The sequence below is a fragment of the Streptomyces narbonensis genome (assembly GCF_014649015.1).
In the GTDB taxonomy this organism is placed as follows: Bacteria; Actinomycetota; Actinomycetes; order Streptomycetales; family Streptomycetaceae; genus Streptomyces; species Streptomyces narbonensis.
This window is the reverse complement of sequence record NZ_BMSF01000002.1, coordinates 379396-396776: the sequence shown is the minus strand read 5'-3', so window position 1 is coordinate 396776 and position 17381 is coordinate 379396. Positions and strand designations below refer to the sequence as shown.

Genomic DNA, 17381 nt, shown 5'->3' with positions numbered 1-17381 from the left:
CCCTCCGGATCAGCTCGCCGGGTAGCGGTCGATGGCGGGCGGCGTCGGGGCGGGGACCCCGGAGAGGCCGAGGGTGGCGTCGTAGGCCTTCTTCCAGTCGCCGTTCTTCTCGTGGGCGGCGATGGCGTCGTCGAGGGCGAAGCGCAGGGCGTTGTCGTCGCGCGGGACGCCGATGCCGTACGGCTCCTTCGAGAACGGCTTGCCGACGACCTTGAGTTCGTCGGGGACCTTGGCGGCGTACCCCATGAGGATGGTGTCGTCGGTGGTGACGGCGTCGACCTGGTAGGTCAGGAGGTTGTCCACGCAGACGGAGTAGGTGTCGTAGGCGACGAGTTCGGCCTTCGGGTAGTCCTCCTCGATGCGCTGGTACGGGGTGGATCCGGCGGCCGAGCAGACCGTCTTGCCGTCGAGGTCCTGGGGACCCTCGATGTCGTGCTCGTCGGCGCGGACGAGGAGGGACTGACCCGCCTCGTAGTAGGGGCCGGCGAAGCCGACGAGCTTCTTGCGGTTGTCGTTGATGGTGTAGGTGCCGACGTAGTAGTCGATCTGGCCGTTCTGCAGGGCGGTCTCGCGGTTGGCCGAGGCGACCGTGCGGAAGTCGATGCCGGCCGGGTCGAAGCCGAGGGAGGCAGCCATCATCTTGGCGATCTCGATGTCGAAGCCGGAGTAGCGGCCGGTGGCGGGGTCCTTCTCGCCCATGTACGGCTGGTCCTCCTTGACTCCGACGACGAGCCGGCCGCGCTTCTTCGCCCGGTTCCAGGTGCTCGAGTCGGGCAGGGTGTAGTCCGACTGGACCTGGTAGACGGGGAGTTGGTCGGGCTGCGGGCCCTTGACGGGCGGGCTGCCCGGCCGGCCGCAGCCGCCGAGCGCCGCCGTGGCGGCGAGGAGCAGGGCGAGCGCGGGCAGGGTCCGGTGCGTAGGCTGCATGGTCTCCGCCCGGCTCAGTGCTTGAGGATCTTGGAGAGGAAGTCCTTGGCGCGCTCGCTGCGCGGACTCGTGAAGAACTCCTCGGGCGAGCGGTCCTCGACGATCCTGCCGTCGGCCATGAAGACGACCCGGTTGGCGGCGGAGCGCGCGAAGCCCATCTCGTGCGTGACGACCACCATCGTCATGCCCTCACGGGCGAGTTGCCGCATGACCTCCAGGACCTCGTTGATCATCTCGGGGTCGAGCGCGGAGGTCGGCTCGTCGAAGAGGAGGGCCTTGGGGTCCATGGCGAGGGCGCGGGCGATCGCCACGCGCTGCTGCTGGCCGCCGGAGAGCTGCGCCGGGTACTTCTCGGCGTGTGCGGCGAGGCCGACCCGGTCGAGGAGTTCGCGCGAACGCCGGTCGGCCTCCTCCTTCTTGCGCTTGCGGACCTTGATCTGAGCGAGCGAGACATTGGCGAGGACGGTCTTGTGCGCGAAGAGGTTGAAGGACTGGAAGACCATGCCGACCTCGGCCCGCAGCCGGGCGAGCGCCTTGCCCTCGTCGGGGAGGGGCCGGCCGTCGACGACGATCTCGCCCGACTCGACGCGCTCCAGCCGGTTCATCGCCCGGCACAGGGTGGACTTCCCCGATCCGGAGGGGCCGATGACGACGACCACCTCGCCGCGGCCGACCGTGAGGTCCACGTCCTGGAGGACGTGCAGCGCGCCGTAGTGCTTGTTCACGCCACGCAGTTCGATCAACGGATCGACGACGGCCATACGCTGCCCTGCCCCATTTCTCAGCGGTGTCGCGGTCAGCGCAAACTATCCACCACAAAAAGGGACTTCACGGCCGACACGCATGAAACCGTAATAAGCCGTATTTACTGCAGGAGGGTGGCGGTCGGCACGGGTGCGGAGGGCTCGTACGGGTGCGCCGGGTCAGTACTCGGCGGCCTCCGCGTAGACCTGGTACAGCTCCGGCGCACCGGTCATCGCCCAGTCGAGACCGGCGTCGACGACCTGGATCTCCCGGCCCGAGGCGAGGCGCACGACGGGGCCGCCACCGGGCCACACCTGCCAGCGGGCCCCGGGGACGTTACGGACGATCACGGTGCCGAGGTAGAGACCGGCGTCGTTGCCGATCCAGGGGAGCTCCTCCGGGTCGTCCCGCCAGCGGGGCGGCAGCTGGTCCAGCTCCTGGAGGGAGCGGGGGCTGTCGTCGAGCACCACCCCGGACTCCTCGACGCGGGCGCGGAGCAGCTCGCACTCGGAGAGCAGCTCCCCGACTCCCTCGGGGTCACGGTCGAAGGCCGCGGCCAGCGGCCCGTCGGAGTCCTCGGTCTCATGACGCTTGCGCCAGTGGTCCAGAAACGGAATGTTCATCCGAACAGCCTCGCACCGTCACCTGCGGGTCGACCACCCGGCGCGCGGAGATCATCCCGGAGCGCCCCGGGCCCCACCTGCGGCGAAGCCTCCCGGAGGGCCGGATCGAGCTGCTGCTGCCGTCCTGTCCGCGGTCGGCGGTGGGCCGATCACCGACGCATGCCGGGAAACGGGTACTCCGAGCCGGGCCGTCACCGACGCTCGGCCCCTGAGCCCCGGAGTCCACGGCATGCGGCCGGGATCGCGGACGGATCGAGGAATCAGTGCCTACGGCTGCGACAGGGCCTCCCGGACGTCGTCGATGCCGAGGGCCAGGTCCGCGTGGAAGCTCTGGTGGAGGTCGAAGTCCCGGGTCATGTCGACGTAGTAGCCGTCCGGCAGGGTCGACTCGGCACGCGAGAGGTCGCTGTTCAGTTCGTCGAGCTGGCGGATCATCCGGTGGGTGTCGCTCAGGGACTGCGTGAGGGCCTCGGCGAGCGAGCCGCCGGACCGAGGGGAGGTGTCCGCACCGGGCCGGTGCGACGCGCGCAGCGCCGCCCGTACCGCCGCGCGCCGGAACTGGACCAGGGCGAGGGAGGCTTCGATCCCGTCGTAGGAGACCTCGTTCGTCCAGGGGTCGTCATGGGTGAGGCCCGCGGCCAGGAAGCCGATGCGGCGCGGGACATCGAGGTCCTTCACCGCGTCGAACATCGGCGCGGCGAGCGCGGCGTCCTGGGCCAGTGCGACCGCGAACGCCCGGGCGTCCTCCTGTCGGAACTCGTCCCTGGTGGCCCGTGTCCCGGACCTCTCGGCCTCCCGCCGGAATCGCTCCACCTGAAGGGCGAGCACGGCTCCGAGCCGTACGGCCGCCAGCTCGACCGCGGCAAACCCGCCGAGCGCGGCCTTGCGGCCCCGCGCGTCGAACCGAACGAGGCCGGACGCGTACGCTCGTACCCCGGATGGCGCGGGCTCGGCGAACGAGTGCGGCACCGGTGCGCCGAAAGGCGGCACGGGGAGAGAGGGGCCGAGGTTCCACAGTGGTGGTACGGGGGTGCGGCGAGCGGTGGTCCCGTCCGGACCGAGGGAGCCGCGCACCTCGTCCAGCCCGGCCCGCAGGTCGAGTACAGGGTCCAGCGCGGCGGTCAACTCGGCCAGCAGCTCTGCGAACCTGACGTCCGCCTCCACGGACCCCTCGACATCCCCCGGCGCCTCGGCTCCTCTCCCCTGCCATGCCCCCGTCTCCGCTGCGAGCAGCTTGCCGACGTGGCGCAGGGTGCGGTGCACCTTCGGCATCGACAGGCCCAGCTCGTATCCGATCGCGCCCGGCGCGCAGCCGGCCAGCCGAAAGGCAATGACCTGGAGCCGGCGTTCGTTCAACTCCCTCAGCGGGGCGAGCGCCACCACCGTCCGGACCTGCACCAGGGCGTCGGTGCTGCCCTTCCCCAGAAGGGCGGGCACCGTCCCGGGGGCTGGACGGAGCACCCCACAGCCGCCGCCGACGGTCATCCGGCACGTCCAGGACCGCAGCGCCTGCGCGGTGACCACAGGGGTGTCCTTCGCGGCCCCGGCCACGTTCGCGACCAGCAGGTCCATCCACCGCCGGGCCACCGTCATCGCGTCCTGGGCGAGTCGCGCCGCCCCCACCAGGTCCGCGCCCCGCAGCAGCGACAGGGCGACGAGCGGCCCCGCGTGCGCCCGGTAGTAGTCCCCGAAACCGCTGACGGACACCGTATCCGCAGGATCTGTCACCATGAGCCCAACCCCCTTGGTCTTGCGGCTACTTGTGGTGGCAGCCGAAGGTCACGGTAGAGGCTCGCTGCGGGGTGACGGAAGCCGCCCCGCCCCCGGAGCGAGGGCGGGGGAACCCCCTGGGGGTGACACCCCCTAGACGTCGAGGTCGACCACGACGGGAGCGTGGTCCGAGGCGCCCTTGCCCTTGCGCTCCTCGCGGTCCACGTAGCTGTCCGAGACCGCTTCGGCGAAGGGCTTGTTGCCGTAGACCAGGTCGATGCGCATGCCCTTGTTCTTCGGGAAGCGCAGCTGGCGGTAGTCCCAGTACGTGTACGGGTGGTCGTACTTGAGTGGGCGCGGGACCACGTCGGTCAGACCGGCCTCGCGCAGGCCCGCGAGCGCGGCCCGCTCCGGCTCGGTGACGTGGGTGAGGCCCTCGAAGACGGCGATGTCCCAGACGTCCTCGTCGGCCGGGGCGATGTTGTAGTCGCCGAGGACCGCGAAGGGGCGCTCCCCCGCCGCGTCGTCCGCGACGGCCAGCTTGAGCGCGTCCAGCCAGCGCAGCTTGTACGCGTAGTGGTCGTGGGCCACCTCGCGGCCGTTCGGCACGTAGACCGACCAGACGCGGACCGGGCCGCAGGTCGCGGAGATGGCCCGCGGCTCCTCCACGTCCTCGTACGCGGGGCCGCCGGGCAGGCCCGTGACCACGTCCGTGAGGCCGACGCGGGAGACCAGGGCCACGCCGTTCCACCGGCCGGTGGCGTTGACCGCCGACTCGTACCCCAGCGCGCGCAGCTCCTCTGTGGGGAACTGCTCGGCGGTGCACTTGGTCTCCTGGATGCACAGCACGTCGGTGCCGGTGCTCTCCAGCCAGGCCAGGAGGCGGGGCAGCCGGGCGGTGATCGAGTTGACGTTCCAGGTGGCGATGCGCATGGACGTAAGCCTACTGGCGGGGTGTGACAGTCGGCGGATTCAGCACTCGACCCCGGCGCTCGGCCTCGGTTCCGGGCTCGGGCTCGGGCTCGGCTTCAGAGCTCGGCGGAGGCGCCGGGGGCGAGGCGGGAGTGGTCGGTGCCGCCGAGGGCGCCGATCTGCCGGTCGTAGATCGGCCGGGCGACGTCGGTGAGGTAGGCGTCGTGGATGTCGTACGCCCGGCGGGGCCGGACCTCGCGGACGTAGTCGATGACCTCGGAGATCTTGTTCCAGGGGGCCATGACGGGCAGGAGCAGCGTGTCCACCGGCCGGTCCGGGACGGTCAGCGCGTCGCCGGGGTGGAAGACGGTGCCGTCGTCGACGAGGAAGCCCACGTTCGTGATGCGCGGGATGTCGGGGTGGATCACCGCGTGCAGCTCGCCGTGGACCTGGACGTCGAAGCCGGCGGCCGTGAAGGTGTCGCCGTGGCCGACGGTGTGCACCCGGCCGGGGAAGGCCGCCGAGAGCTGTTCGGCGACGCTCCGCAGCGTCCAGATCTCGGCGGCCGGATTGCCCTCCAGGGCGGCGCGCAGCCGGCCCTCGTCGAAGTGGTCCGGGTGCTCATGGGTGACGAGCAGGACGTCGGCCCCCAGGACCGCGTCCTCCTCGGTGAACATCCCCGGGTCGAGGACGAGCGTCCGCCCGTCCTTCTCCAGCCGGACGCAGGCGTGGGACTTCTTCGTCAGCTTCACGCGGCCAGGTTACGCGGGCGGCGTCGTCTCCTCCCGGATGACGCGGGTGACCACCCGCAGCGCGGACTCGGCCGCCGGGAAGCCGCAGTACACGGAGGTGTGGAGGACGATCTCGCGGAGTTCCTCGGGCGAGAGGCCGTTGCGGAGGGCGGCGCGGGTGTGGTCGGCGAGCGCCTCGTGGTGGCCGCCGGCGATGAGGGCCGTGAGGGTGACGGCGCTGCGGGTGCGCCGGTCGAGTCCCTCGCGGCTCCAGACCTCGCCCCAGGCGTAGCGGGTGAGGAGTGCCTGGAGGTCGCTGTCGGGGTCCTCGGCGAGTGCCTGGTCCACGTGGGCGTCGCCGAGGACCTCGCGGCGCAGGCCGAGGCCCGTCTCGTACGGGTCGGGCCGACTGTCGGTCCCGGCCTCGGCGGGCGGGGCCGCGGGGGCGGGCTCGGCGGCGGGGACCGGGATCGCGGGCAGCGGCGGCACGGTCAGGGTGCCGCTGGACTCCTGGGCGGTGCCCGCGAAGTGCTCGGTGAGCAGGTCCGTGACGGCGGCGGGCTGCTCGACCGGGGCGAGGTGGGAGGCGCCGGGGACGACGGCGAGCCGGGCGTCGGCGATGCCGGCGACCAGGGTGCGGGCCTCGGCGGGGCCGGTCACCTGGTCCTCGGAGCCGACGAGGACGAGGGCGGGGATGCCGATGCTGCCGAGCGCCTCGCGGACGTCGAAGACCGCGAGGGCCTCGCAGGCGGCGACGTAGCAGGCGGGATCGGTCGTCCGGACCATCTGGACGGCCCAGTCGACGATGGCCGGCTGCGCGCCCGCGAAGAGCGGGGTGAACCACTGCTCGGGGGCGGTGCGGGCCATCGGCTCCAGGCCGTTGGTCCGGACGATGACCCCGCGCTGCCGGAACTCGTCGGCGGTGCCGAACCGCGGCGAGGTGGCGACCAGCGCGAGCGAGGCGACCCGCTGGGGTGCGCGCAGCGCGAGGTCGAGGCCGACGGCGCCGCCGAGGGAGCAGCCCGCGTAGCCGAAGCGCTGGACGCCGATCGCGTCGAGGGTGGCGAGGAGCCGGTCGCCGAGCTCGGCGACGGAGGTGAAGGGCTCGGCCGGGGCGCCGCCGTGACCGGGAAGGTCGAAACGCACGACCCGCCACTCGCGCGTGAGCTCGGGTATCTGCCGGTCCCACATGTGCCAGGTGGTCCCCAGCGAGGGCCCCAGCACCAGGACCGGAGCGTCCTCGCGCCCGTCAGAGCGGTACTGCAGGGTGTTCGGTGGTGTCTCGCTCATTCGCCAGACCCTCTCATATGGCACCGGCCTCCAGGGGAGCGGGGGCGGTGCCGGCGCCGCGAGCGGGTGCGCGTGGGCGACCCCGACGGGCGGCGGAGCCGGGGGAATCGGGCGTCGCGAAAGGGATTTACTCCTGCTGAACACCTCCTGGTCACGAGTTGGTGAGCAGAACTTCACGAGGGCTTTCCCGGAACCGGTGTGCGACTTCTTTCCGGAGCGAAGGACGGTCTTCGGTCCGACGGCCGGTAGATGACGCGTCCGAAATCGTCATCTCGTTCTTCGAGTTCGGCCCGGTGCGTATCGGCGCGGGAAATTAGGAAGTGGACATATTCGGCGTGACGGGCCGAATGAGCGGCCGGGACGCGTACGGTACGTGAATGGCTCACCGGTTACCGTACGCGTACGCCGAAATCGTTCATCGCCCGGCCGATTACGGTTTTTCGACGAGATGCCGGACGAGCCCGGTCCGGCCCGCTCGTACCGACCGTGCAGCCGACACCACGGCCGACGCTTCGGTCGAACGTCGAGAGCGCGTCACCTGCGCGTCACTCACGACCGAATCCGAATACCCCGCCGGATTTCCGCAGTTCCGGAGAGGCGTTCTCGCGCATTCGGGCGGGTCGGATGTCAGGGCCGTCTCACCGCGGCGATGAAAGCCGCTCCGAGTACGCAGGCAATGGCCGCCGTGAGGTAAGCCAGGTGGTATCCCGTGAGCTGGTCGCCGCCGGTCGCCGCGATCAGGACCATGACCGCCACGCCGACGCTGGCGCCGATCTGCTGCGCCACGACGTTCACCGCGCCGGCGACCGCGTGCCGCTCCGGTGCGACGCCGGTGAGTGCGGCGGAGGTCATCGAGGGGAAGTTCAGTCCCTGGCCGATGCCGCTGACGACCAGGCCGGGGAGGACGTGCAGCAGGTAGTCGCCGTCGGCCGGCGTGCTCAGCCACAGCGCCGTACCGACACCGATGAGGACGAGTCCCACGGCCATCAGCGTGCGCGGGGTGTGCCGGGCGAGCAGGCGTCCGGTGGCGAAGTTGGCGGTGAGGAAGACGGCCGCCGACATCGGGACCAGCGCGAGACCGGATTCGAGCGGCGTGTAGTCCAGCATGCCCTGGAGGTACAGCGGCGCGAAGAACAGCATCCCGACCGAGCCCATGTACTGCAGGAACGCCGCCAGGCTCGCGGCCCGGACGGACGCGATCCGGAAGAGGCCGAGGGGCAGCACCGGGTCGGGCGTGCGGTGCTCGCGCACCACGAAGAACACCAGGAAGGCCGCAGCCGCGAGGAGCGCGATCCAGGCCGCCGCGCCGCTCGCGCTCACGCCGACGACCAGCAGAGTGAGGCCGAGCGTGCCCGAGATCGCGCCGGGCAGGTCCAGGCCGCCGCCGCGCCCGGCGCCGCCGGGCAGTCCGGCGCGCGTCGCGGCCAGCACGACGAGGCCCAGGAGCACCGAGAACCACAGCACCGACCGCCAGCCGAGGAACTGGGTCAGCACGCCGCCCAGGAGCACCCCGCCGCTGAAGCTCGCGGCGCCCACCGCGGCGTACACGCTGAGCGCCCGGTTGCGCTCCGGCCCGGCGGGAAACACCTCGGTGAGCAGGGCTAATGCGGCCGGGCCCGACAGGGCCGCGCCGATGCCCTGGACCGCCCGCGCACCGAGCAGCACGGCGGTGTCCGGTGCCACGGCGCCGACCAGGGCGGCCAGTGTGAAGAGGGCGACCCCGAACTCGAAGACGCGCCGGCGGCCGAGCACGTCGGCCAGGCGGCCGCCCACCAGCAGGAAGCCGGCGAAGGTCACGGCGTAGGCGATCATGACCCACTGGAGCGTGGTGTCGTCGAGGCCGAAACGCGCTCCGACGGACGGGAGGGCGGCGTTCAGGACGCCGAGTCCGCTCACGTCGAGCGCGAGCGCTCCGGCCAGCACGCCGAGGGCCAGGCCGGGCCTGTGCCGGGGCATCACGTCGGTACCGGTCATGCGTCACCCGCAACCGTGACAGGCGTGTACGGGGGACGCCCGGATAAAGCGATGTCGGTGTCGGCCGACACCGGTGTGTGGTTCATGTATTTCATGGCGAGCAGCTTGCAAGGTCGTTCGCCCGCTGTCCAGTCCGCCTCGTTTCTTGTCATCTCCGCATCGCTTCAAAGCCATTGAACGAGTCGATCCGGTCAGTCCGGGTCCAGATCACGCCAGCGCACCATCCAACCCGCCAAGCGCTCTTGTCTCGCCATTCCCAGAGTGGCATCGTGATGTTGGTCGGTCGGGGCAACTACTTCGTCATACGGGCCATACGGGCCCGCTCGTTCCAGACCTGGAATCGCAGTCGCGGAGCGACGTGACCAGGAGACGCGCGATACATCCCCGGCGGCCTGTCTGCTGGGAAGCAGTCTTGAATCATATCCCGATCCGAATCGGCCACGGTGACTCCACGGGAGTCATTTCGAGACCGCCGGCCCCCGACCGTGCCCACCGGCACGGCCGCAGGTGCGCCGCGGTCACCCCCACCCGCCCTGCTGAGGAGCCGTCATGCCCCAAGAGCGCGCAGAATCGGATCCGCGTGCCATAACGGAGTTCCTTCTTTCTCACGTCGTCGAGCTGATGAATCTGCCCAAGGACGCAGTGGACCGCTGGACACCGATGCACCGGTACGGTCTCGACTCACTCAAATTCACCCGTCTCGCCACCTCGTTATCCGAATTCGTCGGCTGGAAGGTCCCGGTCACCTGGATGTGGCAGTACCCCTCCGTCGACGAGCTGTGCCGTGCGATCGTCGAGGGGCCCCGTACCGCGGGGACCGGCCCCGGCCCCGCCCCGGGCGAGCAGCGCCGCGCCGGCTCGCACGAGCCCGTCGCGATCGTGGGCATCGGCTGCCGGTTCCCCGGCGGACCGGACCCCTCCGCCTTCTGGAAGCTGCTGTCCGAGGGCCGCGACGCCGTCGGCCCGGTGCCGGCCGCACGCCGTGAGCTGCTGCGCGGCTCGGCCCGTTGGGGCGGGTTCATCGACGGCATCGACCAGTTCGATCCGCTCTTCTTCGGCATCTCCCCCCGCGAAGCCGTCCAGATGGACCCGCAGCAGCGGCTGATTCTGGAACTGGCCTGGGAGGCGCTGGAGGACGCGGGGGTCGCGCCCGACAGCCTCGTCGGCACCGAGACCGGTGTGTTCATGGCCTCCTGCTGGGGCGACTACGCGGCGCTGGCCCACTATCGCGGGCCCGATACCCAGATCACCCCGCACACCGCGACCGGCATGCACGACGGCATCATCGCCAACCGCGTCTCCTACGTCCTCGGCCTTCAGGGCCCGAGCATGGCCATCGACGCCGCCTGTGCCGGGTCGCTGGTCTCGGTGCACGCGGGCTGCCAGTCGATCTGGCTGGGCGAGAGCGAGCTGGTGCTCGCCGGCGGCGTGAACCTGAGCTTCGTCTCCGACTACTACACCGCCATGGACGCGATGGGCGCGCTCGCCCCGGACGGCCGGTGCAAGTCCTTCGACGCCCGCGCGAACGGATACGTACGGGGTGAGGGCGCCGGAGTGGTGGTCCTCGCGCCGCTGAGCGTGGCCCTCGAACGCGACCTGCCCGTGTACTGCGTGATCAAGGACAGCTCCTCCCAGAACGACGGGCTGAGCAACGGCATGACCGCGCCGAACCCGCAGGCGCAGGAGCTGATGCTCCGCAACGCGTACCGGCGGGCGGGCATCGCGCCCTCACTCGTCGACTACATCGAGGCCCACGGCTCCGCGACGCCCCTGGGTGACCCGATCGAGGCCAATGCCATCGGCGCGGTCCTGGGCGGTGACCGCGCGGAGCCGCTGCGGCTCGGCTCCGTCAAGTCCAACGTCGGGCACCTGGAGGCGGCGGCCGGCATCGTCGGCCTGGTCAAGCTGGCGCTGTCCATCCGGAACGGCGTGCTGCCGCCGAGCCTGCACTACTCCTCGCCGAACCCGCAGATCCTGTTCGACGAGTACAACCTCACGGTCCAGGACCGGCTCACGCCCTGGCCCCGGCGCTCCGACGCGCGCCGCGGCGGCGTCAGCTCGTTCGGCTTCGGCGGCGCGATCTGTCATGTCGTCGTCGAGGAGCTGCCTCGGTCGGAGGGCGGCCTCGTCCTGCTGGCCGCCGACTCCCGGGAGGAGCTGGCCGAGCATGCCTCGGCGCTGCTGCGGGACGGGAGCGACCTGCGGGCGGTCTGCCGGCGCGCCCCGGGCGAAGGGAGGTTCCGGCTCGCCGCCGCCGCCCGCGACCTGACCGAGCTCAGGACGCAGCTCGACTCCTTCAGGGCCGGCACCCCGGTCGCCGGGCTGAGCGCCGGTGAGACGACCGCGCGCAGGCCGCGGGTGGCCTTCCTCTTCTCGGGCAACGGCTCCCAGTGGGTGGGCATGGGCCGGCAGCTGCTCGCCGGCAATGCGGTGTTCCGCCGGTCCATGACGCGCTCCGACAAACGGATGCGGGAGCTGCTCGGCTTCTCGCTCGTCGAGCACCTGACGTCGGCCGACGGCCGCATCGACGACATGGACGTCTTCCAGCCGCTGCTGTTCTCCCTCCAGGTCGCCCTGGCCGACACCTGGCGGTCCCTGGGCGTGGAGCCGGACGTCGTCGTGGGCCAGAGCGTCGGCGAGTTCGCCGCCTCCCACATCGCCGGCGCGCTCGACTTCGAGGACGCGTCCCGGCTCGCCGCCCACCACGGCCGGCTCCTTCAGCAGCTGGCCGTGGGGCGCGGCGACGGCATCGTCGTCACGACCGGCGCCGACGCCGTCCGGCCGTATCTGACCGGGCAGCTCACCGTCGCGGGCCACAACGGACTGAACTCGACGCTGGTCACCGGCACGCCGCAGGAGATCGACGCACTCGTCCAGCGGCTGACCGACGAGGGCGTCACGAGCCATCGCGTACGGATGGGCCACGCCCCGCACTCGCCGCTGGTCGACCACGTCCTCGCCCCGCTGAAGGTCGAGCTCGACGGCATCAGGCCGCGGCCCACCCGCGTCCCGATGGTCTCGACGGTCACCGGCGAGCTCGTCGACGGCGCGGAACTCGGGCCGGAGTACTGGGCGGACAACCTGCGCCGGGAGATCCGGGTGGTCGACGCCCTGACGGCCCTGCGCGAGCATGACATCGACGCGGTCGTCGAGATCAGCCCGCATCCCGTGCTGCTCAAGTCCGTGGCCGAGATCCTGCCGGCAGCGGCCACCCTGCCCTCGCTGCGGCGCGGCACCGACGAGGCCTGGACCCTGCTCGACTCGCTCGGCGCGCTGTACGCCGCGGGGCACCCCGTCACGGCCACGCCGTTCCTCGCGGGTGACCGGGGGCGGCACGTCACTCCGGGCCCGAGCGACCCCGCGCCGGACGAGCGGGTGCACCTCGTGCCCGTCACGGCGCGCACCGAGGACGCGCTGGCCGACACCTGCCGCGAGCTGTCCAACCACGTCGAGCGCGACCCCGGCCTGCGGGTCTCCGACCTCGCGTACACCCTCGCGACGAGGCGTACGCACCACAGCCGGCGGATCGCGCTGTTCGCCCGCAACCGGCAGGACGTCCTCGACGGACTCGCCCGGGTCGCCGCCGGGCAGTCGCACCCCGACGTCGTCACGGGCACGGCCTCCGGGCACGGCGACCGGCGGGTGGCGCTGGTCTTCTCCGGCGGGGGGACGCAGTGGGTCGGCATGGGCCGGGAGCTCCTGCGCACGCACACCGGGTTCCGTACGTGGATGACCGCCTGTGACGCCGCCGTGCGGGCGGCCGGCGGCTGCTCGGTGCTCGATCAGCTCGCCGCCCCGGCCGACGAGGCCCGGTACGAGGAGATGGACTTCCAGCAGCCCGTGCTGTTCGCCCTGCAGGTCTCGCTGGCGAAGGTCTGGCTCGGCCTCGGCATCGAGCCGGCGGCGGTCGTCGGGCACAGCCTGGGCGAGGTCGCGGCCGCCTGTGTCGCCGGGTCGCTGTCCCTGGAGGACGCCGCCCGTGTCGTGGTCGCCCGCTCGCACCTGCTCGAACGGAAGGCGGCGGCCGGCGCGATGATCTCGGTCGACCTGCCGGAGCAGGAGCTGCTGCCGAGGCTCGCCCCGTACGCGGAGCACGCGGCCGTCGCCGTGGTGAACAGCCCCACCAGCGCGGCGGTGTCCGGCTCGCCCGAGGCGATCGACGCCCTGGAGGCCGATCTCCGGGAGGCCGGGATCTCGACCCGTAGGATCCGCGTCGAGCGGCCGGTGCACAGCCCCGGCATGGATCCGCTGATCGAGCCGCTGCGCGAACTCATCGACGGGATAAGCCCGTTGCGGAACACGATCGAGTTCCGGTCCACCGCGCTCGCCGACACGGTGGACCCGGTCGCGGACGTCGACTACTGGGTGCACAACCTGCGCAACCAGGTGCGGTTCGCCGAGACGATCGGCGCGCTGGTCGACGAGGGCGTCGGCACGTTCATCGAGATCGGCCCGCACGAGACGCTGCGCGGCGCGGTCGAGGAGATCGCGCTGACGCGGGGCGCCCCGGTGCACGCGATCAACTCCCTGCGGCGCGAGGAGAGCGACGTGCGCTGTCTGCTGGGGGCCGCCGCCTCGCTGTACGTCAGGGGCCTGCCGCTGACCTTCGACTCGCTGTTCGCCGACGACGCCGAGGTCGTGGAGACCCCGCTCGTGCAGTGGCAGAAGGACCGCTACTGGCTGGACGCCGCACCGCTCCCCCAGGTCGGGTCCCCGGCGGCCGCCGGGACCGCCGCCGTGACGGAGCCCGTGGCCGCGAGCGCGGCAGCGGTCACCGCGGCGCCGTCCGCCTCGTCCGTCGCCGAGTCCGTCTCCGTGCCGGAGAGGCCGCTCGCGGAGGTCGTCCTCGGCGAGATCGCCGATGCGCTGGGCGTGCCGACGAGCAGGCTCGACCAGGGCGCCGGCCTGCGGGACTTCGGCCTCGACTCGATGCTCGCGATCCGCCTCGTCAACAGGCTCCAGTCGCTGTTCGGACACCGGGTGTCCCCGGTGGTCTTCCTGGACGGTCGTTCCGTCTCCGAGGTCGTCGCCCACGTCGTCGAGACCGTCGGCCCGCCGGGCGTCACCGCGGGGACCGCTCCCGCACCGGCGGTCGAGGCGACGCCGGAGCCGACGGCCCCCGAGGCCGGGCCGGCCCGGTCGTTCCTGGACGACCTCTCCGCGCTGGACGCCGAGGAGCTGGTCGAGGAACTGGCCGCTCGCGGGCTGCTTGAGCCCACCGGCGCTCCGGCGGCGGAGCAGCTGCGCGCCGACGGCCTCGGCTTCGAGGTGGCGGCGGCCTCGCACGGCCAGGCCTCTCTGTGGTTCATGCAGCAGGTCTCGCCGGACGCCGTGCCGTACAACTTCATGGTCGCGGCCCGGATCCGTACCGAGGTCGACGAGAAGGCGCTGGACGGCGCCGTGCGAGCCGTGATGGAGCGGCATCCCGCGCTCCGCACGCTCTTCGTCGAGGCGGGCGGCCGACCGCACCAGGTCGTCCTGGACGAACCGGTGTACGAGTTCCTCGTCGTGGACAGCTCCGAACTGGACGACGAGAAGGCCCGCGAGGAGCTGGCCGAGTACGGGCACGAGCCGCTGGACCTGGACAACGGTCCTCTCGTGCGGGTGGTGCTGATGACGCGGGGCCCGGCGGACCACTACCTGCTGGTGCTCGTCCACCACATCGCCTCGGACGCGGCCTCGGCCGACGTGATGATCCGCGAACTCCAGGAGTTCTACGAGGGCGCCGACCCCGCCGCCCGCGAACCGGTCGCCCCCTACACGGAGTTCGTGGAGTGGGAGCGGCAGTGGCTGGACGGTCCGGCGGCCGGCGCGGCGCTGGACTGGTGGTCGCGGAAGCTGGCCGACCCGCCTGCCCGCCTCGACCTGTCCGACCGGGAGCGGCCGCCGGGCGTGACCTACGAGGGCCGTGACCTCACGCTTCGATGGAGCGCGGAAGAGACGCTCCTGCTGCGGGAGTTCGCTGTCCGCGAGGGCGTGTCGATCAGCACCGTCGTGCTGGCAGGCTTCTTCGCCACGCTCAACCGCGCGGCCGGGGTCGAGGACTCCGTACTGGCCACCGCGATCGCCCAACGCGCCGAACCCGGCTGGGAATCCGCCATCGGCTACTACCTCAACATGGTGCTGGTACGGGCGGAGCCGTCCGCGGACCGGACCTTCCGCGACCTGCTGGGCGAGGTCCACGCCTTCTCGCTCGGCCTGGTCGAGCACATGAACTACCCGCTCGACCTGCTGGCCTCCCAGTTGAAGCCGCCGCGGGCCGAGGGCCGCTCCCCGTGGTTCGACGTGGTCGTGAACTGGCTCTCGTCCGAGGCCTTCCCGCGGTCCGTGAAGCTCTTCCACGGCATCGGCGGCACCATCGCGCCCGACGGCGCCCTCCCCCTGGAACCGCTCCAGGTGCGCAGGCACCTCGCCAAGTTCGACCTGGAGATCTCGATGGCCGACATCGACGGCGAAGTCGTCGGCCACATCCAGTACAAACCCAGCTATCTGGAGAAGGAAACCGTGACGGCACTGCTCGCGCTCTACCGCACCGTGCTCTTCGACTCGATCGCCCGACCCGACCTGGCGCTGCGGGACATCGCGCCGAGCGGTCTCCCCGAGACCGAGGAGTCGGACCGGTGACCGAGACCCTCCACTCCGAGTTCGTCGAGCAGGCGGTCAAGAACCCGGGCGCGCCCGCGATCTACTCCGACGCCGGCGTCCTGACCTACGGCGAGCTGAACGAGCGCTCCCGCCTGCTGGCCGAGCGGCTGGCGGCGGACGGCGCCGGACCCGGTGTGCCGGTCGGCGTCTGCGTCGAGCGCACGCCCGACCTGCTCGTCGCCGTCCTGGCCGTGCTGCGCGCCGGCTCCTGCTACGTACCCCTGGACCCGAACTACCCCGCCGAGCGGCTGGCCTTCATGGTCCGGGACAGCGGGACCCGGCTGCTGCTGACCACACCCGCGTCCCGCGCCAACTGCCCGGCCGGGCCGACCGTGGTCGTGCTGGGCGACACCGTGACGACCGAGCCCGGCGACCGGCCCGTGCGGGTCGTGCCCGAGGACACCGCGTACGTCATCTACACCTCGGGCTCCACCGGCCTCCCGAAGGGCGTGGCCATCCATCACGGCGGCTGCGTCGCCATGCTGTCCGAGATGGACCGGATCTTCGAGGGCCGCGACATGAGCGGCATCTCGGCGGCGAGCTCCATCTGCTTCGACATGTCGGTGATGGAGATCTTCCCCGCGCTGTGCCGCGGCGGCGCCGTCGTGCTCGTGGAGAGCGCCGTGCACCTGCCGGACACCCCGTACGCCGACCGGATCACCCACCTCAATGTCGTGCCGTCGGTGATGAACGGCCTGCTCGACGCCGGCGGCCTGCCGCCGAACGTGCGCACGGTCGTCTTCGGCGGCGAGCCCCTGCGGCGCAAGCTGGTGGACCGGGCGTACCGGGAGACCGGCGCCGATCGGGTCTACAACGCCTACGGTCCGACCGAGGCGACCGTCTTCAGCTCGCACAAGTGGGTGCCGGAGGACGAGACCGACGAGCCCTCGATCGGCACGCCCTCGTCCAGTGCCCGCGCCTACGTCCTCGACGAGGACCTGAAGCCGCTGCCGGCCGGCGTGCCCGGCGAGCTGTACGTCGGCGGGGTCGGGCTCGCCCACGGCTACGTCAACCGGCCGCGCACCACGGCCGAGCGGTTCGTGCCGGCCCCGTTCCTGGACGGCGAGCGCATGTACCGAACCGGGGACGTCGTCGCGCTCACCGAGGACGGCGAGCTCCGGTTCGGCGGCCGTTCGGACCACCAGGTGAAGCTGCGGGGCTTCCGCATCGAGCTGGAGGAGGTCGAGGCGCGGCTGACCGGCCGGCCCGGGGTCCGCGAGGCCGCCGCCGTCGTCCGGGGAAACAGGCTGATCGGCTACGTGGTGCCGGACGGCGATGCCCAGGACCTGGGCTCCCGGGACGGCGACGCCGTGTGGCTGGACGCCGAGCGCCAGACGGCCCTCACCGGCGGGCTCGCCGCCGAGCTGCCCGACTACATGGTGCCGGGGACGATCGTGTTCCTGACCGCGCTCCCGCTCGCGCCGGGCGGGAAGCTCGACCGCGCCGCGCTGCCCGACCCGCCGGCCGCCGGTACCGGCGCGCCCCTGAGGGCCGCGAGCACACCGACCGAGGTGGCGCTGGCGGAGATCTGGGGCCAGCTGCTGGACCTCGAACCGGCGGGCATCGACGTCCAGGCCGCCTTCTACGACCTCGGCGGCGACTCACTGCTGCTCGTCCGGCTCGCCAGGCTGATGACCCGGCGGTTCGACCGCCGCGTCCGCGTGCCGGACCTCTTCAGCTTCCGCGACATCGCCTCGCTGGCCCGCTGGCTCGACGCCGAGAGCGGCGCCACCCCCGAGATCGTCGAGTCGGCGCGCCGCCGCGCCGGCGCGCGCCGCGCCGCACTGCGCGGCCGCGCCGCCACCACCGACAGCTGACCTCGCGT

10 protein-coding genes are annotated in these 17381 nt (G+C 72.1%); 2 read left to right on the top strand and 8 right to left on the bottom strand.

The window, feature by feature from the left end:
* Positions 1-9 precede the first annotated feature (9 nt).
* The 8 genes from IE124_RS05350 to IE124_RS05315 all read right to left on the bottom strand — a co-directional run bounded on the left by IE124_RS05350 (position 10) and on the right by IE124_RS05315 (position 8911).
* Complete coding sequence (locus IE124_RS05350) at positions 10-927, bottom strand: glutamate ABC transporter substrate-binding protein (protein WP_189505287.1); 918 nt, start codon at positions 925-927, stop codon at positions 10-12.
* 14 nt (positions 928-941) lie between these two features.
* Positions 942-1688, bottom strand: coding sequence for an amino acid ABC transporter ATP-binding protein (locus IE124_RS05345; RefSeq protein ID WP_189505285.1), 747 nt, complete (start codon positions 1686-1688; stop codon positions 942-944).
* A gap of 162 nt (positions 1689-1850) precedes the next feature.
* The gene (locus tag IE124_RS05340) at positions 1851-2294 is read right to left on the bottom strand and encodes a DUF6278 family protein (RefSeq protein ID WP_189505284.1); all 444 of its coding nucleotides are present in this window, start codon (positions 2292-2294) and stop codon (positions 1851-1853) included.
* Between the two features lie 267 nt (positions 2295-2561).
* On the bottom strand, positions 2562-4025 hold the full coding sequence (locus IE124_RS05335) for a hypothetical protein (protein ID WP_189505282.1): 1464 nt from the start codon (positions 4023-4025) through the stop codon (positions 2562-2564).
* 132 nt (positions 4026-4157) lie between these two features.
* The gene (locus IE124_RS05330) at positions 4158-4937 is read right to left on the bottom strand and encodes an exodeoxyribonuclease III (RefSeq protein WP_189505280.1); all 780 of its coding nucleotides are present in this window, start codon (positions 4935-4937) and stop codon (positions 4158-4160) included.
* A 95-nt stretch (positions 4938-5032) separates the two neighbouring features.
* The gene (locus IE124_RS05325; RefSeq protein WP_189505277.1) at positions 5033-5668 is read right to left on the bottom strand and encodes an MBL fold metallo-hydrolase; all 636 of its coding nucleotides are present in this window, start codon (positions 5666-5668) and stop codon (positions 5033-5035) included.
* Between the two features lie 9 nt (positions 5669-5677).
* Positions 5678-6937 carry a bifunctional 3-oxoadipate enol-lactonase/4-carboxymuconolactone decarboxylase PcaDC gene (gene pcaDC, locus IE124_RS05320; protein WP_189505275.1) on the bottom strand — a complete coding sequence of 420 codons (1260 nt, stop codon included), beginning with the start codon at positions 6935-6937 and terminating at the stop codon, positions 5678-5680.
* A gap of 627 nt (positions 6938-7564) precedes the next feature.
* On the bottom strand, positions 7565-8911 hold the full coding sequence (locus IE124_RS05315; protein ID WP_189505273.1) for an MFS transporter: 1347 nt from the start codon (positions 8909-8911) through the stop codon (positions 7565-7567).
* Positions 8912-9532: 621 nt separating this feature from the next.
* On the opposite strand from IE124_RS05315, the gene IE124_RS05310 reads away from it, so the two are divergent.
* Together IE124_RS05310 and IE124_RS05305 are read left to right on the top strand one after the other, a co-directional pair.
* Entirely contained in the window at positions 9533-15535 is a 6003-nt protein-coding gene (locus tag IE124_RS05310; RefSeq protein WP_229832158.1) for a type I polyketide synthase, read from the top strand.
* A complete protein-coding gene (locus IE124_RS05305; protein ID WP_189505268.1) occupies positions 15532-17373 on the top strand; it encodes a non-ribosomal peptide synthetase in 1842 nt (613 codons plus the stop codon). The genes IE124_RS05310 and IE124_RS05305 overlap by 4 nt, the downstream gene beginning before the upstream one ends.
* The last annotated feature ends 8 nt before the right edge of the window (positions 17374-17381 follow it).